Raw genomic sequence first — 23,962 nt, 5'->3', positions numbered from 1 at the left:
GGTGCGCGATGGAGTTCGCCCCGCAGAACGCCAGGCCGTGGCGCCACCGCCGCGTGTGGCTCGCGCCGGATCTCGGCCCGGCCGACCTGGCCGGCCTGGGCGACCCGACCGACGCCCAGGCGGTGGTCGACTGGGCGCAGGCCGGCCGGCCCTTCATCGGCCGCGCCGCGCAGCCGGGCGACGGCGCGGGCCGCCTGCCGCTCGGGCTGGCGCTGCCGCCGCAGCCGCGCAAGCGACGCCTGTCGTTCAGCGTGGCGCCAGCGGCCGTGAGGCTGGTCTCGGCGCCACCGGCGCTGGGCGACGCGCTGGCCCACCTGCCGGCGCGCCTGCGCGAGCCGGCGGCGCAGCTCGAATCGCGCGCGTTCGCGCTCGGTCTGCCGGTGCACGTGTTCGGCTCGGCGTTCTGGCAGCAGGCCAGCGGGCTTGTCTACCTGACCGAGCATTCCGACCTCGACCTGCTGGCCTGTCCGCCCAGCGCAGCGGTCGCGCGCGCCTGGCTCGAGGCGCTGGCCGAGGTGCAGGCCGGCAGCGCGGCCCGGCTCGACGGCGAACTCCAGCTGCCCGACGGCGCGAGCGTGGCCTGGCGCGAGCTGGCAGCCGCGCCGGCGCAGCTGCTGCTGAAGGCCGACCACGGTCCGGCGCTGCGCGAACTGGCCGCGGTGTGGGCGGCCTGGGGTACCGTGTCGACACCATGCTGAGCCTGACGACGCCTCCCTCGCTCCTGCATGCCGACCCGGAGTGCGGCCACGCGCCGCGCACCGTGCGCAACGCCGCGGTGCGGGCGCTGCTGGGCGAGCTGATCACCTACCCCAAGCCGGGCCTCGTGAGCCTGTGCGACAGCGGCAGCCACCGCGACATGGACGCCGCGAGCTTCGTGCGCAGCAGCCTGGCGCTGCGCCGCTACTTCGAGCAGGCCGCCGCGGCCGGCGCCCAGGGCGCGAGCTTCGCCACGCTGAACCGGCTGGGGCGTGCCGCCGAGGCACGCATGCTGCGCGCGACCGGCGGCGTCAACACCCACCGCGGCGCGATCTTCAACCTCGGCCTACTGGCGGCAGCGGCCGGGGCGCGCACGCCGCGGGACCGCGCGCCGCTCGGCGAGCGCGTGCGACAGCTGTGGGGCGCCGATATCGCCGCGCACCGGCGTGACGGCGGCAGCCATGGCAGCCGCGTCACTGCCGCGCACGGCGCCGGCGGCGCGCAGGCCGAGGCGGCCGCCGGCTTCCCTTCCGTCTACCGCCTCGCGCTGCCGGCCTACCGCGACGCGCTGGCGCGCAGCGGCGCCGCCAACGCGGCGCGCGTGCAGGCCTTCTTCACGCTGATGGCCGAGCTGGCCGACACCAACCTGCTGCACCGCGGCGGCGCCGCCGGCCTCGCGTTCGCGCAGAGCGCCGCGCGCCAGTTCCTCGACGCCGGCGGCGTCCACCGCAGCGGCTGGCAGTCGCACGCGGTGCGCGTGCACCGGCAGCTGGTGGAGCGCTGGTTGAGCCCGGGCGGCAGCGCCGACCTGCTGGCGGCCTGCCTGTTCGTCGCCGCCCTCGAACCGGCGCGCTGAGGAAGGCCCTCCGGGTGCGCGACTACGCCATCGTCTGCCCCGGCCAGGGCACGCAGTCGCCCGACATGTTCGACTTGGTGGCCGCGCACCCGCGCGGCCTCGCGGTGCTGCAGGACTTCGGCGCGGCGCTCGGCCGCGACCTGGTGGCCGAGGCGCAGGCCGGCACCGGCCTGCACGCGAACGCCTGGGCGCAACCGGCGCTGGTGGCGCTGGCCCGCGCCAGCTGGGAGATCCTGGCGCCCGAGCTGCCGGCGGCGCCCGCGGCATTCGCCGGCTACAGCGTGGGCGAGGTGTCGGCCTGGAGTTGCGCCGGCGCCTGGGACGTGGCGGGCTCGGCGCGCCTCGCCGCCACCCGCGCCGCGCTGATGGACGCCGCCAGGCCCGCCCGGCAGCGGCATGCTCGCGGTGCGCGGCCTGCCGCTGCGGTCGGATCACCGAACAGGCCGGCGCCGCCGGCCTGCACGTGGCCATCGTCAACGGTGACGACCATGCGGTGCTGGCCGGGCCGACCGCTGCGCTCGACAGGGCCGAGGCCGAGCTGGCGCCGCGCGGCGCCTGGCTGCGCCGGCTCGAAGTGCAGGTGCCCTCGCACACGCCGCTGCTGGCGGCGGCGGCCCAGCGCTTCGCGGCCGTGGTGGCCGACGCGCCGGCGCGGGCGCCGGCTGCCCCGGTGCTGCGCGGCATCGACGGGCGACGCTGCTTCGACGCGGCAGGCGGTCTGGCCGCGCTGGCCCGCGCGATCGCCGAGCCAGTGCGCTGGGCCGACTGCATGCGCGAGCTGTCCGAGAGCGGCGTGCGAGTGGTGCTGGAACTCGGCCCCGGACGCTCGCTGGCCAAGCTGCTGGCCGAGGCCCAGCCCGACATCGATGTCCGCTCGGTCGCCGATTTCCGCTCCTGGCGCGGCGTGGCCGACTGGCTGCGGGTCCGGCTCGACGCCTGAGGCGGCGGCGACCCGCCGCCTTCGCCACACCGCCCCTCCGACCGCGTCCGCCAGCCCCGGTGAAACCCCGAGTCCGGAGGGCTTGACGGACTCTTTGTCGGCAACTAATATATTAGTACCATACCGACAATCGGAGACCCGCCATGATGACCGAACGTCAACGCAAGTTCCGTGAACAGTACAAGTCCAACATCAGCCCGCTCTACAACGGCCTGCTGCACGTCGCGGTGATGTTCGCCGCCGGCATCGGCGGCATCTGGTACTGCGCCACGCAGCTGCAGAACCCTACCTGGGAATGGCTGATGGTCGCGCCGGTGTTCCTGTTCGGCAACTTCGTCGAGTGGGCCATGCACACCTACGTGATGCACCGGCGCATCGACGTGTTCGCGCTGCGCGCGATCTACGAGCGCCACACCCGCGAGCACCACCAGTACTTCACCGACAACGAGCCCACCATCGACACGGTGCGCGAGTTCCGCATCGTGTTCTTCCCGTGGCGCGTGCTCACGGTGCTGGGCATCGGTGGCACGACGCTGGGCTTCCTGACCAGCCTGGTGTGGAACGCCAATGCGGGCTACATCGTCTTCATCACGATGGTGGCGATGTACCTCAACTACGAGATCTTCCACTACTGCTGCCACGTGCACGACAACTGGTTCGTGCGCAACATGCCCTTCATCAACACGATCCGGCGCCACCACACCGCGCACCACAACCAGGGGATCATGATGAAGTACAACATGAACCTGTCGTACCCGATCGCCGACTACCTGATGGGCACCAGCGACCTGCGGCGCGGCCTGTTCGGCCACCTGTTCAACGGCTACAGCGACAAGCACGTGAAGGAGGAGCTGCGGCCCATCATCGCGCGCTTCCGCACCTCCGACGTGCAGAACACGCGCGTCACGCTCGACGGGCCGATCCTCGAGAACGACGAGCGGCGCGCGATGGCCCTGTAGGGCCGGGCCGACGGCTGGCTCTACACTGCGGCGGCGCGTCGATCGCACCGCCTGCGGCCCCTGTGCCGCCGACCCGATCGATGCGGGTGCCGCGCCCCGGAGATCGACTGTCGACCGCGGGGGCGCGGTCACAGCGGCCGATCCATAGAAGAGCAGCAAGATGCCAGCACGCCCCGCCCCGACGAAGCCCACCCCCCGCCCCGCCCCGCCCCGCCGCCCGACCGCAAGGCCCGCCGCGCGGCGCTCCTCCGATCCGCTGGCCGCCGCGCCGTCGACCCGGCCCGAGACGCTGACCGGTCAGGCCTACCGGAAGATCGAGGAACTGATCGTCACGCTGGAGCTGCGCCCCGGCACCGCGATGTCGGAGGCCGAGCTGTCGCAGCGTCTCGGCATCGGCCGCACGCCGGTGCGCGAGGCGCTGCAGCGGCTCGCTCGCGAACACCTGGTGTCGATCCTCCCGCAGCGCGGCAACCTGGTGTCCGAGATCGACGTGCGCAAGCAGTTGCGCCTGCTGGAGACGCGCCGCGAGGTGGAACGGCTGATCGTGCGCTGCGCCGCGCGCCGCGCCGGCGACGACGAGCTCGCCGAGTTCACCGAGCTCGCCAAGGCCTTCGAGGCGGCCGCGATCAGCGGCGATGCCACCGCCTTCATGCGCGCGGACAAGGCCTTCAACGATCTGAGCCTGAAGGCCGCACGCAACGAGTTCGCGGCCGGCGCGATGGGCCTGATGCACGGCCTGTCGCGGCGCTTCTGGTTCCTGCACTACCGCCAGGCGGCCGACCTGCCGGCCATGGCGGCGCTGCACGGCCGGCTGGCGCGCGCGATCGTGGCGCGGGACGAGGCTGCCGCGGCCCACGCCCTCGACGCGCTGCTCGACAACCTGGAAGAGTTCACCAAGGCAACGGTGTCGGTCGAGGTCTGATCGCGCTTCTGGCCGGTGGGCTCGGTGGAGACGAATCCGCAACAGGGTTGATCCACGGCGCGTGCTCGGGGATCACCTCGTCGCACCTCGCGATCGGTCGATGGAATTGCGCAGGTCCGGCCTGCGATGTGCCGCCCCCGCTGTTGACGGCGGTGGCGCCACAAGCATGACCCTGTCGCCTCGCGCTCTAACGCGGCAGCGGGACTGAGCGCCCGAAAATAGATTCTCATTCTGTACAAAAATGGAAAAATGTATAGAATGAGATTCATAATGCCAGCCAAAGCACCTCCTGTCGGCGAACTTCTCGCCACCCGGCTACAGGCCCTGGGGGAGCGCATTCGCGCCCACCGTGGACGCCAGAAAGTCAGCGCTACAGTGGCCGCGGAAGCCGCGGGCATGTCCCGGGTGACCTGGCACCGCATCGAACGGGGCGAGCCTTCCGTGACCATGGGTGCCTACCTCAGCGCCATCGACGCGATCGGGTTGCAACTGGAGCTTCGCGATCCGCAGGCCCGCCCGGCCACTGCCGACAGGGCCAGCCTGCCGGAGCGTGTGCGGCTGGGCGATTTTCCCCAGCTCAAGCGCCTGGCCTGGCAACTGCACGACGTCGAAGAACTCAGCCCGGTGGATGCCTTGAACCTGTACGAGCGCAACTGGCGTCACATCGACCGAGCCCGTATGGAGCCGGCCGAGCGTGCACTGCTCCAAGTCCTGGTGGACCAACTCGGCGGGGGGCGCCTGCTTGTTTGAACGGCCGCATCACCGCCGCATCGCGACCGTCCTGGCAGCCCTGGATGCCGACGTCCTGGTGGCGAACGACTGCCTCTTCGGTGGCGGAACCGCCATGGCGCTGCGGTACGGCGAATACCGTGAGTCGGTCGACATCGACTTCCTGGTCTCCAGGGTCGAGGGCTATCGCCAACTGCGTCAACGGCTGACCGGCCCGGAAGGCATGCGCGCCCTCTCGCGGCCCGGCCACACGCTGAACCAGGCCCGCGAGGTGCGCGCAGACCAATACGGCCTCCGCACCATGCTGCAAGTCGACGGCGCCGACATCAAGTTCGAGATCGTGCTCGAAAGCCGGATCGAGCTGGAAGCTCCCGGTGCGGACGATCGGCAGTGCGGCGTGGCGACGCTGACGCCGCTGGACATGGTGACGAGCAAGCTGCTGGCCAACTCCGACCGCTGGCGCGACGATGCCGTGATGAGCCGGGATCTGATCGACCTGGCGATGATGGCGCCGCCCAAGGCGCTGATGAAACGGGCCATGGCCAAGGCCCAAGGTGCCTACGGCGACAGTGTGGCAGCCGACTTGGCGCGCGCCGTGGAGGACCTGCGAGCACGACCCCACCATCTGGACGCGTGCATGAAATCGATGGCGATGACCACCGTGTCGAAGGCGGCGCTATGGGCTCGCATCAAGGCGCTGGTGCGCTGAAGCACCGACTTCGACGGCGCGAAGAAGAAGGCGCTCGAGGATGGCGCCGGCGCGAGCCCTCCGATAGCGTGAACAGGCCCTAGCGTCACACGTGCCGCCGCTTCTCCACCAGGTTCATGAACTGCTCGTACTCGCGGTCGTCGACGCCATAGCTGTGGTCGTCGTCGGGGAAGCGGCCGGTCTTCACCTCGTCGACGTAAGCCTTCAGGCCCTGCACCGCCACCTCGGTCAGGTTGGCATAGCGCTTCGTGAACTTGGGCTTGAAGTCGGTGAACACGCCCAGCAGGTCGTAGGACAGCAGGATCTGGCCATCGCAGCCGGCCCCGGCACCGATGCCGATGGTGGGGATCTCGAGCTGCTTCGAGATCAGCGTCGCGATCTTCGCCGGCACCGCCTCGAACTCCAGCATGAAGCAGCCGGCGTCCTGGATCGCGAACGCGTCCTCCAGGATCTTCATCGCCGCCTCGGCGGTGCGGCCCTGGATCTTGAAGCCGCCGAACATCGCGATGGTGTGCGGTGTGAGCCCGATGTGCGAGGCGGTCGGGATGCCCGAGTCGACCAATGCCTTCAGGATGTGCGCCTGCGATCTGCCGCCCTGCGGCTTGACCGCGTCGCAGCCGCCGTCCTGCATGAAGCGGGTGGCGTTGAGCAGCGCGCGGTCCACCGTGTTGTAGCTCTGGTAGGGCATGCAGCCGAGCGTGAAGGTGCGCGGCGCGCCGCGCCGCACCGCCTGCGCGTGCATCACCATCATGTCCATCGTCGCCGGCACGGTGCTGCTGTGCCCGTGCGCGACCATCGCCAGGCTGTCGCCGACCACGGCCACGTCGACGCCGGCCAGCTCGGCCCACTTGGCCGAGGTGTAGTCCGGCACCGAGGTGTAGACCATCTTCTCGCCGCTCTTCTTCGAGTCGCGGATCTCGGTGATGGTGCGCTTCTTGCGCTCGGGCGGGGCAGCGGCGGCATCGGACATGGCGGTCTCCTTCGAGCGTTTGATATGTCACTAGCATATCAATGTTCGACAGGGCGCCAATGCGGGGAAACGCCGCGCTGCGCGGCGGTCGGCGGCCGAGCCGCTCAGGCGCGGCCGGCTCCATCGACGAGTTGCCGCGCCAGCCGGTTGTGCCGCCGCACCAGGGCCGGCAGTTCCAGCGTGGTCAGCTCGCAGTCGCGCACCACCACGCGGCCGTGCACGAGGGTGTGGCGAGCGCGCGGCGGCTGGCAGAACAGCAACGCGGCCAGCGGGTCGTGCAGCGCGCCGGCCAGGCCCACGTCGTCGAGCCCGAAGATCGCCAGGTCGGCCGCCATGCCGGGTGCGAGCACGCCGATGTCGTCGCGGTTCAGCACCGCGGCGCCGCCGCGCGTGGCCAGCTCGAGAGCCTCGCGCGCGCCCATCGCCGATGGCCCGCGCTCGGGGCCGTGCGCCACGCGCTGCAGCAGCATCGCCATGCGCGCCTCGGCCAGCAGGTGGCCGCCGTCGTTCGAGGCCGAGCCATCCACGCCCAGGCCCACCGGCACGCCGGCGTCGCGCATCGCGCGCACCGGTGCGATGCCGGAGGCCAGCCGCATGTTCGAGCAGGGGCAATGCGCCACGCCGGTGCCGGTGCGCGCGAACAGGCCGATGCCGGGCGCGTCGAGTTTGACGCAGTGCGCATGCCACACGTCGCGGCCGACCCAGCCCAGGTCCTCGGCGTACTCGGCCGGCGTCATGCCGAACTTCTCGCGCGAGTAGTCGATGTCCTTGTCGTTCTCGGCCAGGTGGGTGTGCAGCGAGACGCGGTGGTCCGCGCCGAAGCTGCGTGCCAGCGCCGCCGACTCGCGCATCAGCGTGCGGCTCACCGAGAACGGCGAGCACGGCGCGACGACGATGCGCCGCATCGCGAAGCGCGCCGGGTCGTGCCAGCGCTCGATCAGCCGCTGCGTCTCCTTCAGGATCGCCGGCTCGGCCTCCACCACGCGGTCGGGTGGCAGGCCGCCCTGGCTCTGGCCCACGCTCATCGAGCCGCGCGCCGCGTGGAAGCGCATGCCGATCTCCGTGGCCGCCTCGATGCTGTCGTCGAGCATCACCCCGTTGGGGTAGAGATAGAGATGGTCGCTGCTGGTCGTGCAGCCCGCCAGCAGCAGCTCGGCCATCGCGGTCTGCGTCGACACCCGCACCATCTCGGGCGTGAGCCCGGCCCAGATCGGGTAGAGCGTCCCCAGCCAGTCGAACAGCTCGCAGTCCTGCGCGATCACGCGCGTCAAGGACTGGGTCATGTGGTGGTGGGTGTTGATCAGCCCGGGCAGGACGACGTGGTCACGGGCATCGATCACCTCGTCGGCGGTGCCTGGCAGTTCGGCCGCCGGACCGACCGCCTCGATCACGTGGTCGCGGATGAACACGCTGCCGTCGGCGATCTCGCGGCGCTGCTCGTCCATCGTGACGACGAGGCGGGCGTTGTGGATCAGCAGCGTGGGCATGGGCTTGCTTTCGTAGGTCGCGTGCGCGAGAGGTTCATGCGGGGCGGCGAGCGGCCGACGAGGCAGAGACAGTTGGGGCTGGCGGAGCACCACGAGCTTGACGGGTGCGGCAGGCGGTGTGTGCCGGGGGTGAGGTCGGGGGCGACGAGGCGCGCAGCGTCGGGGTGGGCGCGCGCAGCGCGCCTCGTGAACTGATCCGTCGCGGCTGTCCGAGCGCAGCGAACGCAGTGAGCGCAGCGAGTTCCGCGACGCCACCCCGCCGCGAGCACCGCAGTGGCGTCGGCGCGCAGCGCCGACCGCCCCCGCCCGAGCCCTCGGCACACACCGCCTGCCGCACCACACACCACCCCCCAGAAAATCAATGCGCCTCGGCCAGCTTCGCCGCCTCGACCGCATCCGCCGCCCCGCCCTTGGCACCGTTGAAGTACAGGTTCAGCAGCACCGCGCTCAGCGCCGCCAGCAGGATGCCGGACTCCAGCAGCGGGTGCAGGCCGTGGTGCATCTGCTGCGTCCAGCGCGGCGCCACCAGCGGCAGCATGCCGAAGCCGATGGAGATGGCCACGATGTAGAGGTTGTGGCGATGAGTCTTGTAGTCCACCGCGGCGAGGATGCGGATGCCGGTGGCGGCCACCATGCCGAACATCACCAGCCCGGCGCCGCCCAGCACGAAGGTCGGCACCGACTCGACCAGCGCCGCCATCTTCGGCAGCAGGCCCAGCACGATCATGATCAGCCCCGCCGCCACGCACACGTAGCGGCTGCGCACCCCGGTCACACCCACCAGCCCCACGTTCTGCGAGAAGCTGGTGTAGGGGAAGGTGTTGAACATGCCGCCGATCAACGTGCCCAGCCCGTCGGTGCGCAACCCGGCCGTCAGCTCGCGCTGGTCGATCGGCTTGCCGGTCAGGTCGGACAGCGCGAGGAACATGCCGGTCGACTCGATCATCACGACCACCATCACCAGCGTCATCGTCGCGATCAGCACCGGGTCGAACACCGGCGGGCCGAAGGCGAACGGCGTGACCACGTCGAACCAGTGCGCCTTGGCCACCTTGTCGAACCCCATCTTGCCCATCGCCACGGCCACCACGCAGCCCGCCACGATGCCCAGCAGCACCGAGATGTTGGCGACGAAGCCCCGGCCGTACTTGGAGATCAGCAGGATCACCCCCAGCACGAAGGCCGCGACGGCCATGTTGTCGAGCGCGCCGTAGGCCGGGTTGTCCTTCTGCGGCACCGGCCCCGGCAGCCGGGTGACCACCGGCACGGGGGCGGCGCCCGCATTCGTGCCGGCATTGGCCGAAGCCGTGGCGGCGGCAGCGGCCTGCGTCGCGACACCCGCCGCCGGAGCCGAGCCGGCCGACAGTGCGGCCACCGCCGCATTGCCGGCCAGCGCCTCGGCCTTGGCCTGGTCGACCATCACCACCAGCCGGGGCACGTCGGTGAACTGCGCCAGGTGGGCCGGACCGCCCATCGCCCAGCCGATGCCCACGCGCATCAGGCTGATGCCGATCACCGCGATGATGGTGCCGGTCACCACCGGCGGAAAGAAGCGAAGCAAGCGCCCCATCACCGGCGCGATGAAGATCGCCAGCAGGCCCGCACCGATGATGGCGCCGAAGATGGCGCGCGCCGCTTCGGTGCCGCCGGGTCCGGCCATCGCCACCATCGGGCCGACCGCGGCGAAGGTCACGCCCATCATGACCGGCAGCTTCACGCCGAACCAGCGCGTCGCGCCCAGCGACTGGATCAGCGTGGCGATGCCGCAGCAGAACAGGTCGGCCGAGATCAGCATCGCCACCTGCTCGGGGCTGAGCTTGAGCGCGCGGCCGACGATCAGCGGCACGGCCACGGCGCCGGCGTACATCACCAGCACATGCTGCAGGCCCAGCGTCGCCAGCCGTCCGGCGGGCAGCTTCTCGTCGACCGGGTGGACGGTGGGGGGTGTGCCCGAAGCCATGGCGTTCTCCTCGAATGCCCTCGGGTCCTTGCAAGGCCCGTACCCAGGCCTTGCCCGCTAACGGGGCGGCGCGCCGGCCTCGTACCAACGACCCAGCAGCGCACGCTCGGCGTCGGTCATCTGGGTGGCGTTGTTCATCGGCATGGTCTTCAGCACCACCGCCTGCTGGTAGATCTGCTGCGCATGGCCGGCGATCAGCTCGGGCGTGTGCAGCTGGATGTTCTTGCTGACGACCTGGGCGTTGTGGCACATCGCGCAGCGCTCGCCCACCACCGCCTGCACCTGCGCGAAGCTCACCGGCGCCGCCGCCTGCGCCGACGCCACGGGCTCGTGCTTCGGCGCGACCAGCCACGCCACGCAGGCCAGGATCGCGATCGCCGCGGCGGCGATCTCCCAGCGCGGCGGCGCCTTGTGACGGAGCACGAAGAACAGCCGGATCAGCGCACCAGCCAGCATCATCAGCACCAGCACCAGCCAGTTGAGGCGGTGCTGCGTGACCATGCCGTAGTGGTTGGACAGCATCGCGATCAGCACCGGCATCGTGAAGTAGGTGTTGTGCACGCTGCGCTGCTTGCCCCGCTTGCCGAGGTTCGGGTCGACCGGCAGCTTCGCGCGCAACGCCGCCACCACCTTGCGCTGGCCGGGGATGATGACCATCAGCACGTTGGCGCTCATCACCGTGGCCAGCATCGCGCCGGTCAGCAGGAAGGCGGCGCGGCCAGCGAACAGGTGGCAGGCGATCCACGCCGCCACGCAGGTGTAGACGAACACGCCGATGCCCACCTTCAGGTCGCCACCCACCGAACCGTCGGGCTTGCGGCCGAACACGCGGCAGATGCCGTCGTAGACCACCCAGCCCAGCACCAGATAGGCCAGAGCACCGGCCACCGCGGCGCCGGGCGACCAATCGAACACCGCCTTGTCGACCAGGAAGGACGAGGCGTTCACGAAGTACAGCACGCACAGCAGCGCAAAGCCCGACAGCCAGGTCGCGTAGCTCTCCCAGTACGACCAGTGCAGCTTCTCGGGCAGGTCGGGCGGCGCCACCAGGTACTTGTTCGAGTGATAGAAGCCGCCGCCGTGCACCGCCCAGGCCTCGCCGTCGACGCCCTTCTTCTTCAGCTCCGGGTCCTCCGGCTTGTAGAGACTGTCGTCGAGCAGCACGAAGTGCAGCGAGGCACCGATCCAGGCGACCGCGGTGACCACGTGCAGCCAGCGCAGCAGCAGGTTGGCCCAGTCGAGCAGGTAGGCGTCCATCGGCGTCGGCTCAGCTGCCGCGGTAGGTGGAATAGGCCCAGGGGCTGACCAGCAGCGGCACGTGGTAGTGCAGCGCCGGGTCGGCCAGGCCGAAGTCCAGCGGCACCTCGTCGAGGAAGGGCGGCTCCGGCAGCACGACGCCGCGCGCGCGGAAGTAGTCGGCCACCGCGAAGACCAGGCGGTAGCGGCCCGGCTGCAGCGCCGCGCCCTCCAGCAGCGGCAGGTCGGCCCGGCCGTCGTCGTTGAGCCGCAGCGCGGCCAGGCGCTGGTCGCCCTGCGGCGCCAGGCGCCACAGCGTCACCGCCATGCCGGCGGCGGGGCAGCCGTTCATCGTGTCGAGCACGTGGGTGGTGAGTCGTCCCATGGTCGTGGCGGCGGCGCTCCGGTGGTGGTCGCGGGAGGGGGCATGCGGTCCGTGTCGGCGAGCCGCATCACGCGGCGCCGCCCGGCGTGGTCTGTGCACAAAAGTGTATACACTTTGCCGGTCGTCGCAAGCACCGTGCCACGGACTGCCGGGCCGCGACGCCGCCGATACCGCACCGAAAAGATGCCTCGCACCGCCGCCGCACCGCTCCAGGCCCTGAAGCCCGCACCGTCGCGGCGCCACCGTGCCGGCGCGGCAGCACGCGCCGCGCCGGAGGCCGACACCAGTGCCACGCAGCGCATCGTCGACGCGATCACCACCGCCATCGTCGAGCGCCGGCTGATGCCGGGCACCAAGCTGGCCGAGCAGAAGATCGCCGACCTCTTCAAGGTCTCGCGCACGCTGGTGCGCCAGGCCCTCAACCAGCTCAGCCGCGACCGCCTGGTCACGCTCGAGCCGGCGCGCGGCGCCTTCGTCGCCCGGCCCGGCGTGCAGGAGGCGCGCCAGGTGTTCGAGGTGCGGCAGATGCTGGAGGCCGCGATGGTGCGCAAGCTGTGCGCAGTGATCACCGACGCGCAGATCGCCGAGCTGCGCGCCCACCTGCGCGCCGAACGCGAGGCCGTGCTGCGCACCGACGTGCCCGGCCGCACCCGGCTGCTGGCCGACTTCCACATGATCCTCGCCCGCATGGTCGGCAACGAGGTGCTGGCGCAGCTGCTGACCGACCTGCTGTCGCGCTCCTCGCTGATCTCGCTGATGTACCAGTCCTCGCACTCGGCCGAGCATTCGCAGGCCGAGCACGTGGCCCTGGTCGATGCGCTGGAACGGCGCGACGCCCGCGCCGCCGTGAAGCTGCTCGACGCCCACCTGCGCAACGTCGAGCGCAACCTGCGTCTCAACCCGCGCGTCCACGACCTCGACGCCGCGTTGCGGCCGGCCGGCTGAGCCGCCGCACTGCGCTCGCTTCTTGCAAGGCCTGCCCACCATGGACCCGACCCCTGCCCCCTATCCCCGCGACCTGCGCGGCTACGGCCGCGACGTCCCGCACGCGCGCTGGCCCGGCGGCGCGAAGATCGCGGTGCAGTTCGTGCTCAATTACGAGGAAGGCGGCGAGAACAGCCCGCTGCACGGCGACCCCACCTCCGAGACCTTCCTGTCCGAGCTGATCACCGCGCAGGCCTACGAGAACCGCCACATGACCATGGAGTCGATGTACGAGTACGGCTCGCGCGTCGGCGTGTGGCGCATCCTGCGCGAGTTCGAGAAGCGCCGCCTGCCGCTCACGGTGTTCGGCGTCGGCATGGCGCTGCAGCGCTATCCGGAGCTGCTGGCCGCCTTCATGGAAAGCGGCTACGAGATCGCCAACCACGGCCTGCGCTGGATCCACTACCAGAACCTGCCCGAGGCGACCGAGCGCCGCCACATCGGCATCGGCACCCAGCTGCTGCGCGAGCTGACCGGCGGCGCCTGGCCGCTCGGCTGGTACACCGGTCGCGACAGCCCCAACACGCGCCGGCTCGTCGCCGACCAGGGCGGCTACGAATACGACAGCGACTACTACGGCGACGACCTGCCGTTCTGGACCGAGGTCGAAAAGACCGACGGCACCCGCGTGCCCCACCTCGTGGTGCCCTACTCGCTCGACACCAACGACATGCGCTTCGTGCAGGCGCAGGGCTTCAACACCGGCGAGCACTTCTTCACCTACCTGCGCGACAGCTTCGACGCGCTCTACGCCGAGGGCGAGGACGCACCCAAGATGATGTCGATCGGCATGCACTGCCGCCTGCTCGGCAAGCCCGGGCGCATCGGCGCGCTGCAGCGCTTCCTCGACCACATCGAGGCGCACGACCGCGTCTGGGTGTGCCGGCGCATCGACATCGCGCGGCACTGGCAGGCCACCCACCCCTGCGCGAAGGCCTCCACGTGACCACCGCTGCCCCCACCCCGCTGACGCTCGCCTGGCTCAACGATGCGCCGGCCGAGGCGGCGCTGGCCGCGCTCGACGGGCTCTACGAGCACTCGCCGTGGATTGCCGAGGCGGCACTGCGCCAGCGGCCATTCACCAGCCTGGCGCAGCTCAAGCATGCGATGGTGCGCGTGGTGCGCGAGGCCGGGCGCGAGGCCCAGCTCGCGCTGGTGCGCGCCCACCCCGAGCTGGCGGGCAAGGCCGCGGTGGCCGGCACGCTGACCGCCGAATCGACCGGCGAGCAGGCGCGCGCCGGCCTGAACCACTGCTCCCCGGAGGAGTTCGCGCTGGTGCAGCGGCTCAACGCCGAATACGGCGCGCGCTTCGGCTGGCCCTTCGTGCTGGCGGTGCGCGGCCCGCGCGGCGAGGGCCTGCACCGGCGCGAGATCCTCGCGACGCTGCAGCGCCGGCTGCAGGGCCACCCCGAGATCGAGCTGGTCGAGTGCCTGCGCAACATCGACCGCATCGCCGAGATCCGCCTGAACGACAAGTTCGGCGCCGCGCCGATCCTGGGCAACCCGGTGTGGGACTGGGCCGAGCAGCTGGCCGTGCACACCGACCCGGGCTATGGCGAACGCGGCGAGCTCACCGTCACTTACCTGACCGACGCGCACCGTGCCTGCGCCGCGCAGCTGCAGGCCTGGATGCGCGACTGCGGCTTCGACGAGGTGCGCCTCGATGCGGTCGGCAACGTGGTGGGCCTCTACCTCGGCAGCGATCCGTCGGCGCGGCGCCTGCTCACCGGCAGCCACTACGACACCGTGCGCAACGGCGGCAAGTACGACGGCCGGCTCGGCATCCTGGTGCCGATGGCCTGCGTGCGCGAGCTGCACCGCGCCGGCCGGCGCCTGCCCTTCGGACTCGAGGTGGTCGGCTTCGCCGAAGAGGAGGGTCAGCGCTACAAGGCCACCTTCCTCGGCTCCGGCGCGCTGACCGGCCACTTCGAGCCCGCCTGGCTGGACCAGCAGGACGCCGACGGCGTGACGATGCGCACCGCGATGCTGGCCGCCGGCCTGCCGGCCACGCTGGAGGCGATCGCGGCCGAGGCGCGCGATGCGGCGCGCTACCTCGGCTTCGTCGAGGTCCACATCGAGCAGGGCCCGGTGCTCGCCGAGCTGGACCTGCCGCTGGGCGTGGTGAGCTCCATCAACGGCAGCGTGCGCTACCTCGGCGAGGTGGTCGGCGTCGCCAGCCACGCCGGCACCACGCCGATGGACCGCCGGCGGGATGCCGCCACCGCGGTCGCCGAGTTGGCGCTCTACGTCGAGCAGCGCGCCGCTGCGGCGCCGCACCTGGTCGGCACCGTCGGCATGCTGGAGGTGCCCAACGGCTCGATCAACGTCGTGCCGGGCCGTTGCCGTTTCAGCATCGACATCCGCTCCACCACCAACGAAGTGCGCGACGCGATGGCGGCCGACGTGCGCGAGCGGCTGGCCGCGATCTGCGAGCGCCGCGGCCTCGCCTACCGCCTCGAGGAAACCGTGCGCGCCGCGGCCGCCCCCAGCGACGCCGCCTGGCAGCGCCGCTGGGAGGCCGCCGTCGCCGCCACCGGCCTGCCGGTGCACCGCCTGCCCAGCGGCGCCGGCCACGACGCGATGAAGCTGCACGAGGTGATGCCGCAGGCCATGCTGTTCGTGCGTGGCGAGAACGCCGGCATCAGCCACAACCCGCTCGAATCCACCACGGCCGACGACATGCAGCTTGCGGTCGAGGCCTTCACGCACCTGCTCGACGCCCTGAGCCACGACACGCCATGAGCACCCCCCACGACCGACTCGACGCCTGGATCGACGCCCACTTCGACGAGCAGGTGAAGCTGCTGCAGGAGCTGGTGAAGGTGCCCACCGACTCGCCGCCCGGCAACAACGCGCCGCACGCCGAGCGCACCGCCGAACTGCTGGCGGCCTTCGGCTTCGAGGCCGAAAAGTACCCGGTGCCGGCCGACGAGGTGCGCGCCTACGGCCTGGAGTCGCTCACCAACCTGATCGTGCGGCGTCGCTACGGCGCCGGTGGTCCGACCATCGCGCTCAACGCCCACGGCGACGTGGTGCCGCCCGGCGAGGGCTGGACGCATGATCCCTACGGCGGCGAAGTCGCCGACGGCAGGCTCTACGGCCGCGCCGCCGCGGTCAGCAAGTGCGACTTCACGACCTACAGCTTCGCGGTGCGCGCGATCGAGTCGCTCGGCGCGCCGCTGAAGGGCGGTGTCGAGCTGCACTTCACCTACGACGAGGAATTCGGCGGCGAGCTCGGCCCCGGCCGGCTGCTGGCCCAGGGCCTCACCCAGCCCGACCTGATGATGGCCGCCGGCTTCAGCTACCAGATCGTCACCGCGCACAACGGCTGCCTGCAGATGGAGGTCACGGTGCACGGCAGGATGGCCCACGCCGCGATCCCCCACACCGGTGTCGACGCGCTGCAGGGCGCGGTGAAGATCCTGAACGCGCTGTATGCGCAGAACACCCTCTACAAGAGCATCTCCTCGAAGGTACCAGGCATCACCCATCCCTATCTCAACGTCGGGATGATCGAGGGCGGCACCAACACCAACGTCGTGCCCGGCAAGGTGGTGTTCAAGCTCGACCGCCGGATGATCCCCGAGGAGAACCCCGAGCAGGTCGAGGCCGACATCCGCCGCGTGATCGCCGATGCCGCCGCGCAGACCGACGGCATCACCGTCGACATCCGCCGCATGCTGATGTGCCGCGCGCTCACGCCGCTGCCCGGCAACGCGCCGCTGGTGGCCGCGCTGGAGAAGCAGGCCTCGGCGGTGTTCGGCGAACCGATCCGCACCACCGGCACGCCGCTCTACACCGACGTGCGGCTGTACTGCGAGCACGGCGTGCCGGCCGTCATCTACGGCGCCGGGCCGCGCACCGTGCTGGAGAGCAACGCCAAGCGTGCCGACGAGCACATCGTGCTCGACGACCTGCGGCGCGCGACCAAGGTCGTCGCACGCACGCTGTACGAGCTGCTGGGCTGAGATGCATGCGTTCCGCCACCCCGACCCCAGCGCCGCGCAGATCGCCGCCGCGCTGCACCGTGCCAATGCCGTCGCGCTGAGCGCGCTGGCGCTTGGCCGGCACCCCTTCGGCGCGCTGCTGCTCGCCCCCGATCACCAGACCGTGCTGGCCGAGCAGGGCAACATCGACACCGTGCAGCACGCCGAGGCCACGCTGCTGCGCACCGCCGCCGCGAAGCATGCGCCCGAGTTCCTGTGGGACTGCACGCTGGTCACCACCTTCGAGCCCTGCGCGATGTGCGCCGGCACCGCCTACTGGGCGAACATCGGCCGCGTCGTCTACGGTGCCAGCGAGGAGGCGCTGCTCGCGCTGACCGGCAACCACGCCGAGAACCCGACGCTGGCGCTGCCCTGCCGCGAGCTGCTCGCGCGCGGCCAGAAGCCGGTGCGGGTGTTCGGCCCGGTCCCTGAACTCGAAGCCGAGCTGCTGGCCCCGCACCGCGGCTTCTGGGCCACCCGCTGAACGGCCCGGCACGCCGGCGGCCCGTGGCCGGCATGGTTCCTGCTGCATCCCATCTGGTACACAAGATAGTGCACCAGCACACACCATGCACGCACCGAACCCGTTCACGCTCGAAGAGTGGCAGCAGGCCTACCGCGATGGCGCGATGCCGGGCCCGCTGCTCCACGAGCGGCGGCGCCAGCTGGCGGGCGCAGGGGCCGACCCGGCGTGGATCCTGCTCGCCAGCGAAGCCCAGCTCGACGACCAACTGGCCGCGCTGGCGGCGCGCGCCGCCGTCTGCGCGGACGCGGCCGAGCGCGCCCGCGCCCTGCCGCTGTACGGCGTGCCGTTCGCGGTCAAGGACAACATCGACATCGCCGGGCTGCCCACCACCGCCGCCTGCCCGGCGTTCTCGCACGACGCCGAGCGCTCGGCGCACGCGGTGCAGCGGCTCGTCGAGGCCGGCGCGGTGTGGCTGGGCAAGACCAACCTCGACCAGTTCGCCACCGGCCTGGTCGGCACCCGCTCGCCGTATGGCCGGCCGGCGAGCGTGTTCGCCGCCGACCGCGTGAGCGGCGGCTCCAGCTCCGGCTCGGCGGTGGTGGTCGCGCGCGGCGACGTGCCGCTCGCGCTGGGCACCGACACCGCCGGCTCGGGCCGCGTGCCGGCCGGATTCAACAACATCGTCGGCCTCAAGCCCACACCGGGCCGCGTGTCCACCACCGGCGTGCTGCCGGCCTGCCGCTCGCTGGACTGCGTGTCGGTGTTCGCGCACACCGTGCCGGCCGCGGCCACCGTGCTCGCGCTGATCGAAGGGCCGGACACCGACGACGCGTACAGCGCCTTCGCGCCGGGGCCCGCCGGCTGGAACGGCCCGCTGCGCGTCGGCGTGCCGCGCGATCCGGTCTTCAGCGGCGACGCCGGCTATGCCGCGGCCTTCGAGCGGGCGCTCGGCGAGCTGCGCCGGCTCGGCCACAGCGCGGTGCCGATCGACTTCGCGCCGCTGCACCGGGTGGCCGACCTGCTGTACGCCGGGCCCTGGGTGGCCGAGCGCCATGCCGTGGTGCAGGAGCTGCTCGCGCGCGACCCGCAGGCGCTGGACCCGAGCGTGCGCCAGATCGTCGAATCGGCCACCGCCTTCAACGCCACCGATGCCTTCCGCGGCCAGTACCGGCTGCGGGCGGCGCAGCGCGACGCCACTGCGCTGTGGCGGCAGGTCGACGTGCTGATGGTGCCCACCGCGCCGGGGCACCCGCGCTTCGACGAGGTCGACGCCGACCCGCTGGGTGCGAACGCCGGCCTGGGCACCTACACGAACTTCGTCAACCTGCTGGGCTGGTGCGCGCTGGCGGCGCCGGCCGGCTTCACCGCCACGCCGGTGTCCGAAGGCCCGGCCGCCGGGCTGCCGTTCGGCGTCACCTTCATCGCTCCGGCGAACGCCGACGCCGCGCTGGCCCGCTTCGGCGCGCAATGGCAGCGCGCGATGGATCTGCCGCTCGGCGCCTCGCGCCGCCACCTCGAAGACCTGCCCGCGGCACCGGCGGGCCCCCTGCCGGCCGTCGAGCCCACGCTGTCGCTGGCCGTGGTGGGCGCCCATCTGTCGGGGCTGCCGCTGAACGGCCAGCTCACCGAGCGCGGCGCGAGCCTGCTCGAGGCCACCACCACCGCGCCGCGCTACCGCCTGCACGCGCTGCCCGGCACCACGCCGCCGAAGCCCGGCCTGGTGCGGGTCGCCGCCGGCGACGCGGGTCACGCGATCGCGGTCGAGGTGTGGGCGCTGCCGCTGCACGCCGTCGGCTCCTTCCTCGCGCTGATCCCGCCGCCGCTGGGCCTGGGCTCGATCGAACTGGCCGACGGCCGCTGGGTGCACGGCTTCCTGTGCGAGTCGCATGCGCTGGCCGGCGCGCCCGATGTCAGCGCCTTCGGCGGCTGGCGCGCCTATGCGGCGTCGCTGCGCGGTGCCGCGGCCTAGGCCCGCCGCGCCCGTCCTCATCTGCCCGGACTTCCAGGAGAACGACATGCCGCCCGCCGACACGATCGAGGCCTACGTCGATGCCGCCGCCGCGGCACTGGCCCTGCCGCTCGCGCCCGAGCACCGCCCCGGCGTGCTGCGCTACTTCGCGCTCGCGTCGCAGATGGCCGCGCTGGTGAACGGCCTGCCGCTCGCCGTGGAGGACGAGCCGGCACCGCAGTTCGTGCCGCTGTCGCCGCAGGACGCCGCGCCGTGAGCGCCGACACCCTGCTCGCCGGCACCGCCACCGGCATCGCTGCCGCGGTGCAGCGCGGCGAGGTGAGCGCCAGTGCGATGGTGCAGGCCAGCCTCGCGCGCATCACCGCCACCGACGCACGCGTCAATGCCTTCACCGACCTCACCGCGCAGCGCGCGCTGGAGCGTGCCGCCACGCTCGACGCGCGCCACGCGGCCGGCGACACCGCGGCACTGCCGCTGCTGGGCGTGCCCTTCGCGGTGAAGAACCTGTTCGACGTGCAGGGCCTGGCCACGCTGGCCGGCTCGAAGATCGAGCGCGAGCGCGCGCCGGCGCTGCGCGACGGGCCGCTGGTCGAGCGGCTCGAGGCCGCCGGTGCCGTGCTGGTGGGCGCGTTGAACATGGACGAGTACGCCTACGGCTTCACCACCGAGAACAGCCATGCCGGCGCCACCCACAACCCGCACGACCTGGCGCGCAGCGCGGGCGGCTCGTCGGGCGGCTCGGGCGCGGCCATCGCCGCCGGCCAGGTGCCGCTGACCCTGGGCTCCGACACCAACGGATCGATCCGCGTGCCCAGTTCGCTGTGCGGGGTGTTCGGCCTCAAGCCCACCTACGGCCGGCTGCCGCGCCACGGCTCCTACCCCTTCGTCGCCAGCCTCGACCACCTCGGGCCGTTCGCGCGCTCGGTGCCCGACCTGGCGCTCAGCTACGACCTGCTGCAGGGCTGGGAGGCCGCCGACCCGGGCTGCGTGCAGCGCCCCATCGAGCCGACGCACGCCACGCTGGCGCGGGGCGCGGGCGGCCTGCGCATCGCGGTGCTCGGCGGCTACTTCCACGAGCATGCGCTGCCCGAGGCGCGCGCCGCGGTCGAGCGTGTCGCGGCGGCGCTCGGCGTCACGCGCCGCGTCGAGCTGCCGGAGGTGGCACGCGCCCGCGCCGCCGCCTTCCTGATCAGCAACGCCGAGTGCGCCACGCTGCACCTGGGCGACCTGCGCACGCGCGCGCAGGACTTCGAGCCGCTGTCGCGCGACCGCTTCCTCGCCGGCGCGCTGCTGCCGGCCGCCTGGGTGCTGCAGGCGCAGCGCGTGCGGCGCTGGTTCGCGCAGCGCGCGGCCGAGCTGTTCGGCCAGGTCGACGTGCTGCTGGCACCGGCCACGCCCTGCGTCGCGCCGCGGCTCGGCACCGAGTGGCTGGAGCTGAACGGCCAGCGGCTCCCGGCCCGGCCCAGCCTGGGCCTGCTGACGCAGCCGATCTCCTGCATCGGCCTGCCGGTGTGCGCAGTGCCGGTGTGGGGCTGCAGCGAGGCGCAGCCGGGCCTGCCGATCGGCGTGCAGGTGATCGCCGCGCCCTGGCGCGAGGACCACGCGCTGCGTGTCGGCGCCGCGCTCGAGGCCGCCGGCGTGGTGCGCTCGCCGGTCGCCGCGCTCGACTGAATCCGAAGGAAGATCGGCGATGACCGAAGACCACGACATCAACCGCCCCGAGGTGCTGGCCGAGATGCAGGCCGTGTTCGCGCGCTACGAGGACGCGCTGGTCCACAACCGCATCGAGGTGCTCGACGCGCTGTTCTGGCCGAGCGCCCACACGGTGCGCTACGGCACCGCCGAGAACCTGGTCGGCATCGACGCGATCCGCGCCTTCCGGCGCGCCCGGCCGTCGCAGGGCCTGGCGCGCCGCCTGGCGCTTACCGTGATCACCACCTACGGGCAGGACTTCGCCACCGCGATGACCGAGTTCCACCGCGACGGCGACGCCCGCATCGGCCGCCAGAGCCAGACCTGGGTGCGCTTCGCCGACGGCGGCTGGCGCGTGGTGGCCGCGCACGTGAGCCTGATCGATGGCTGAGTTCCGAGCGCCGTCTAGACTCGCGCGATGAGCACGCGTCCCGCCCGCCGTCCCGCAACCGCCGCCTCCCGCGCGCGCGCCACCGCCGCGGCCCCGGCCACCACGCTGCCCGCCACCGCGGTGCGCAGCAACCTCGCCGAGCAGGCCTACGCCCGGCTCAAGGCCGAGATCCACGACTTCCTGCTGGTGCCCGGTGACCGCTTCTCCGAGGCCGAGATCGGCACCCGCCTCGGCGTCAGCCGCACCCCGGTGCGCGAGGCGCTGTTCCGGCTGCGCAACGAGGGCTTCCTCGAAGTGGAGTCGAAATCGGGCTGGTACGTCCGGCCGATCGATTTCGACAAGCTCGAGCAGCTCTACGACCTGCGCGTGCTGCTCGAACTCGCCAGCGTGGCCAAGCTGTGCGCCCGTGCCGACGACTCTTCGCCCGAGCTCGACGCGCTGAAGAAGACCTGGCTGCTGCCGGCCGCCGAGCGCCTGAGCGACGGGCGCGAAGTCGGTGCACTCGACGAGCAGTTCCACGCCACGCTGGTGCGCGCCGCCGGCAACACCGAGATCGCCCGCGTGCACTGGGACGTGACCGAGCGCATCCGCATCATCCGCCGGCTCGATTTCACGCGCGGCGACCGCATCGACGCCACCTACACCGAGCACGCCAAGATCCTGCGCGCAGTGATGCAGCGCAAGCTCGACCAGGCCCAGCTGCTGCTGCGCAGCCACGTCGAGCAGAGCAAGTCCGAGGTCCGCAAGATCACGCTGGCGATGCTCCAGCAGGCCCGCGCGCAGCTCGCGCGCTGACGGCCGTCCTCCCCTCACCGCACGCGGCGCCGCCGGGCGCCGGGGCCGGGCTGCGCGCCGTCCTTGCGGCCCGTCCGCACCGCCGCTCCGGCGGCCCGCCGCAGGCACGGCATTTGCGTATTCCATCTTGTATACCAATGCGTGCACCAAGACCGGCCACGCCGGTTGCGGATGCCCCGCCCCGCTGCTGCCGTGCCATCCACATCGAGGAAGAAGGAACCATGACGCAACACGATTTCCGGGCCTCCCGCCGCCGCGCCCTGGCGCAACTGTCGGCCGCCGGCCTGGCCACCGCCTCGCCGTGGGCACTGCGCGCCGCGCAGGCCCAGACCAAGATGACCATCGGCGTGATCTACGTCGGCCCGAAGGACGACTTCGGCTACAACCAGGCGCAGGCCGCCGCCGCGGCCGAGGTCAAGAAGCTGCCCGGCATCAAGGTCGTCGAGGAGGAGAACGTCCCTGAGACCACCGCGGTGCAGAAGACCATGACCGGCATGATCGTGCAGGACGGCGCCAAGCTGCTGTTCCCCACCTCGTTCGGCTACTTCGACCCGCACATGCTCGCGCTCGCCGCCAAGTACCCCGACGTGCGCTTCTCGCACTGCGGCGGCATGTGGACCGAGGGCAAGCACCCCAAGAACACCGGCAGCTTCTTCGGCTACATCGACGAGTGCCAGTACCTCAACGGCGTGATCGCCGGCCACATGAGCAAGAGCAAGAAGCTCGGCTTCGTGGCCGCCAAGCCGATCCCGCAGGTGCTGCGCAACATCAACGCCTTCACGATGGGCGCGCGCTCGGTCGACCCCAAGATCACCTGCACGGTCATCTTTACCGGCGAGTGGTCGATGGCCGTCAAGGAGGCCGAGGCCACCAACAGCCTGGCCGACCAGGGTGCCGACGTGTTCACGATGCACGTCGACGGACCGAAGGTCATCGTCGAGACCGCCGCCAAGCGCGGCAAGATGGTCTGCGGCTACCACGCCAGCCAGGCCAAGCTCGCGCCCAATGCCTACCTGACCGGCGCCGAGTGGAACTGGCTCACCGCCTACAAGACCATCATCGAGGCGGCGCAGGCCGGCAAGCCGCACCCGAACTTCCTGCGCGGCGGCCTGAAGGAAGGCTACGTGAAGATGTCGGCCTACGGCCCGATGGTGCCGGAGGCCGCGAAGACGGCCGCCGACGGCATCAAGGCCAAGATGATCGCCGGCTCGTTCGACATCTTCACCGGCGGCCTGAAGGACAACAAGGGCGCGGTGGTCATCCCGGCCGGCAAGGTGCTGAAGCAGACCGACCTCGAGCTCGAGAAGATGAACTACCTGGTCGAGGGTGTGGTCGGGTCGATCTGAGGTGGGCGCGGATCATGGGTGCTGATTCGCTCAGGTTCCTGCTCGTGGCGAGCGGCCGGGGCGTGGCCGGCCGGGCCAGGGGGCGCGGGTTCGGCGGCCGGCGCACGGCGCCGGCTCCCCTGCGGTGCTCGGCTGCCTGGCCGGGCCGCGGAACTCGCTCTGTTCGCTGCGCGAACGGCGCTCGGACAACCGCGGCCAGTCAGTCCACGAGGCGCGCTGCGCGCGCCAGCCACGCACCCTGCGCGCCTCGGCGCCTCTCACGCGCCCCCCGGAACGGCCGGCCACACCCCGGCAGAGACATCGGTGCCGCGCCGCGATCGTCCGCCACCGAGGGTTCGGCGCGGCAGGCGGTGGGCGCCGGGGCGGTGCCGGGGTGCGGCGAGGAGCACAGGGTCGCAGGCGGCGCGCGCAGCGCGCATCGTGATCCGATCCGTCGCGCTTGTCCGAGCGCCGTGAGCGCAGCGAACAGAGCGAGTTGCGCGAC

24 protein-coding genes and 1 pseudogene are annotated in these 23,962 nt (G+C 72.0%); 19 read left to right on the top strand and 6 right to left on the bottom strand.

Going from position 1 to position 23,962, the window contains the following annotated elements; all coding sequences use genetic code 11:
• The first annotated feature begins 8 nt into the window (after positions 1-8).
• The 3 genes and pseudogenes from mdcG to MPE_RS24540 all read left to right on the top strand — a co-directional run.
• Positions 9-698: a malonate decarboxylase holo-[acyl-carrier-protein] synthase gene (gene mdcG / locus MPE_RS03945; protein WP_011828390.1), complete on the top strand. Its 690-nt coding sequence runs from the start codon at positions 9-11 to the stop codon at positions 696-698.
• Positions 692-1,552, top strand: a complete 861-nt coding sequence (mdcB, locus tag MPE_RS03940) for a triphosphoribosyl-dephospho-CoA synthase MdcB (protein ID WP_011828389.1) — start codon at positions 692-694, stop codon at positions 1,550-1,552. The genes mdcG and mdcB overlap by 7 nt, the downstream gene beginning before the upstream one ends.
• Before the next feature lie 65 nt (positions 1,553-1,617).
• Positions 1,618-1,902, top strand: a pseudogene (locus tag MPE_RS24540) (ACP S-malonyltransferase); the annotation flags it as partial.
• Here MPE_RS24540 and MPE_RS24535 read toward each other — a convergent pair.
• Positions 1,827-2,042, bottom strand: coding sequence for a hypothetical protein (locus MPE_RS24535; RefSeq protein WP_237706428.1), 216 nt, complete (start codon positions 2,040-2,042; stop codon positions 1,827-1,829). The pseudogene MPE_RS24540 and the gene MPE_RS24535 overlap by 76 nt on opposite strands.
• Between MPE_RS24535 and MPE_RS24530 the strand changes: the two genes are divergently transcribed.
• The 5 genes from MPE_RS24530 (at position 2,016) to MPE_RS03915 (ending at position 5,811) form a co-directional block, all read left to right on the top strand.
• Positions 2,016-2,492: an ACP S-malonyltransferase gene (locus tag MPE_RS24530; RefSeq protein ID WP_049820756.1), complete on the top strand. Its 477-nt coding sequence runs from the start codon at positions 2,016-2,018 to the stop codon at positions 2,490-2,492. The two genes, MPE_RS24535 and MPE_RS24530, sit on opposite strands and share 27 nt — an antisense overlap.
• A 143-nt stretch (positions 2,493-2,635) precedes the next feature.
• Positions 2,636-3,451, top strand: coding sequence for a sterol desaturase family protein (locus MPE_RS03930; protein ID WP_011828387.1), 816 nt, complete (start codon positions 2,636-2,638; stop codon positions 3,449-3,451).
• 160 nt (positions 3,452-3,611) lie between these two features.
• Positions 3,612-4,373, top strand: a complete 762-nt coding sequence (locus MPE_RS03925) for a GntR family transcriptional regulator (RefSeq protein ID WP_011828386.1) — start codon at positions 3,612-3,614, stop codon at positions 4,371-4,373.
• A 270-nt stretch (positions 4,374-4,643) separates the two neighbouring features.
• A complete protein-coding gene (locus tag MPE_RS22660) occupies positions 4,644-5,123 on the top strand; it encodes a helix-turn-helix domain-containing protein (protein ID WP_049820755.1) in 480 nt (159 codons plus the stop codon).
• Positions 5,068-5,811, top strand: coding sequence for a nucleotidyl transferase AbiEii/AbiGii toxin family protein (locus MPE_RS03915; protein WP_237706365.1), 744 nt, complete (start codon positions 5,068-5,070; stop codon positions 5,809-5,811). The genes MPE_RS22660 and MPE_RS03915 overlap by 56 nt, the downstream gene beginning before the upstream one ends.
• An 85-nt stretch (positions 5,812-5,896) precedes the next feature.
• On the opposite strand, the gene panB is transcribed toward MPE_RS03915, so the two are convergent.
• The 5 genes from panB to uraH form a co-directional block, all read right to left on the bottom strand.
• Positions 5,897-6,781, bottom strand: a complete 885-nt coding sequence (panB, locus tag MPE_RS03910; protein ID WP_011828383.1) for a 3-methyl-2-oxobutanoate hydroxymethyltransferase — start codon at positions 6,779-6,781, stop codon at positions 5,897-5,899.
• Between the two features lie 104 nt (positions 6,782-6,885).
• Positions 6,886-8,268, bottom strand: coding sequence for an 8-oxoguanine deaminase (locus tag MPE_RS03905; protein ID WP_011828382.1), 1,383 nt, complete (start codon positions 8,266-8,268; stop codon positions 6,886-6,888).
• A 358-nt stretch (positions 8,269-8,626) separates the two neighbouring features.
• Positions 8,627-10,228 (bottom strand): nucleobase:cation symporter-2 family protein, encoded by a 1,602-nt coding sequence (locus tag MPE_RS03900; RefSeq protein ID WP_011828381.1) that lies wholly within the window; start codon positions 10,226-10,228, stop codon positions 8,627-8,629.
• A 57-nt stretch (positions 10,229-10,285) separates the two neighbouring features.
• Positions 10,286-11,485 (bottom strand): urate hydroxylase PuuD, encoded by a 1,200-nt coding sequence (locus MPE_RS03895; RefSeq protein ID WP_011828380.1) that lies wholly within the window; start codon positions 11,483-11,485, stop codon positions 10,286-10,288.
• A 10-nt stretch (positions 11,486-11,495) separates the two neighbouring features.
• Positions 11,496-11,849 carry a hydroxyisourate hydrolase gene (gene uraH, locus MPE_RS03890; protein ID WP_011828379.1) on the bottom strand — a complete coding sequence of 118 codons (354 nt, stop codon included), beginning with the start codon at positions 11,847-11,849 and terminating at the stop codon, positions 11,496-11,498.
• Positions 11,850-12,032: 183 nt separating this feature from the next.
• On the opposite strand from uraH, the gene MPE_RS03885 reads away from it, so the two are divergent.
• The 11 genes from MPE_RS03885 (at position 12,033) to MPE_RS03835 (ending at position 23,478) form a co-directional block, all read left to right on the top strand.
• A complete protein-coding gene (locus MPE_RS03885; RefSeq protein ID WP_011828378.1) occupies positions 12,033-12,794 on the top strand; it encodes a GntR family transcriptional regulator in 762 nt (253 codons plus the stop codon).
• 40 nt (positions 12,795-12,834) lie between these two features.
• Entirely contained in the window at positions 12,835-13,779 is a 945-nt protein-coding gene (gene puuE, locus MPE_RS03880; protein WP_011828377.1) for an allantoinase PuuE, read from the top strand.
• On the top strand, positions 13,776-15,575 hold the full coding sequence (gene uraD, locus MPE_RS03875) for a 2-oxo-4-hydroxy-4-carboxy-5-ureidoimidazoline decarboxylase (protein ID WP_011828376.1): 1,800 nt from the start codon (positions 13,776-13,778) through the stop codon (positions 15,573-15,575). The genes puuE and uraD overlap by 4 nt, the downstream gene beginning before the upstream one ends.
• Positions 15,572-16,801 carry a M20 family metallopeptidase gene (locus MPE_RS03870; protein WP_011828375.1) on the top strand — a complete coding sequence of 410 codons (1,230 nt, stop codon included), beginning with the start codon at positions 15,572-15,574 and terminating at the stop codon, positions 16,799-16,801. Before uraD ends, MPE_RS03870 begins: the two co-directional genes overlap by 4 nt.
• 1 nt (position 16,802) lies before the next feature.
• Entirely contained in the window at positions 16,803-17,303 is a 501-nt protein-coding gene (locus MPE_RS03865) for a nucleoside deaminase (protein ID WP_011828374.1), read from the top strand.
• 85 nt (positions 17,304-17,388) lie between these two features.
• Positions 17,389-19,254, top strand: coding sequence for an allophanate hydrolase (gene atzF / locus MPE_RS03860; RefSeq protein ID WP_011828373.1), 1,866 nt, complete (start codon positions 17,389-17,391; stop codon positions 19,252-19,254).
• A gap of 46 nt (positions 19,255-19,300) precedes the next feature.
• Positions 19,301-19,510 carry a DUF4089 domain-containing protein gene (locus MPE_RS23870; protein WP_041929527.1) on the top strand — a complete coding sequence of 70 codons (210 nt, stop codon included), beginning with the start codon at positions 19,301-19,303 and terminating at the stop codon, positions 19,508-19,510.
• A complete protein-coding gene (locus MPE_RS03850) occupies positions 19,507-20,925 on the top strand; it encodes an AtzE family amidohydrolase (RefSeq protein WP_011828372.1) in 1,419 nt (472 codons plus the stop codon). Before MPE_RS23870 ends, MPE_RS03850 begins: the two co-directional genes overlap by 4 nt.
• A gap of 19 nt (positions 20,926-20,944) precedes the next feature.
• Entirely contained in the window at positions 20,945-21,337 is a 393-nt protein-coding gene (gene hpxZ, locus MPE_RS03845) for an oxalurate catabolism protein HpxZ (RefSeq protein ID WP_011828371.1), read from the top strand.
• Between the two features lie 27 nt (positions 21,338-21,364).
• The gene (locus MPE_RS03840) at positions 21,365-22,132 is read left to right on the top strand and encodes a GntR family transcriptional regulator (protein WP_011828370.1); all 768 of its coding nucleotides are present in this window, start codon (positions 21,365-21,367) and stop codon (positions 22,130-22,132) included.
• Between the two features lie 221 nt (positions 22,133-22,353).
• Complete coding sequence (locus MPE_RS03835) at positions 22,354-23,478, top strand: BMP family ABC transporter substrate-binding protein (protein ID WP_011828369.1); 1,125 nt, start codon at positions 22,354-22,356, stop codon at positions 23,476-23,478.
• Positions 23,479-23,962: the final 484 nt, after the last annotated feature.

Source organism: Methylibium petroleiphilum PM1 (assembly GCF_000015725.1).
Classification (GTDB): domain Bacteria; phylum Pseudomonadota; class Gammaproteobacteria; order Burkholderiales; family Burkholderiaceae_C; genus Methylibium; species Methylibium petroleiphilum.
The sequence above is the reverse complement of the archived record's forward strand: the minus strand, read 5'-3'. Positions and strand labels throughout refer to the sequence as shown.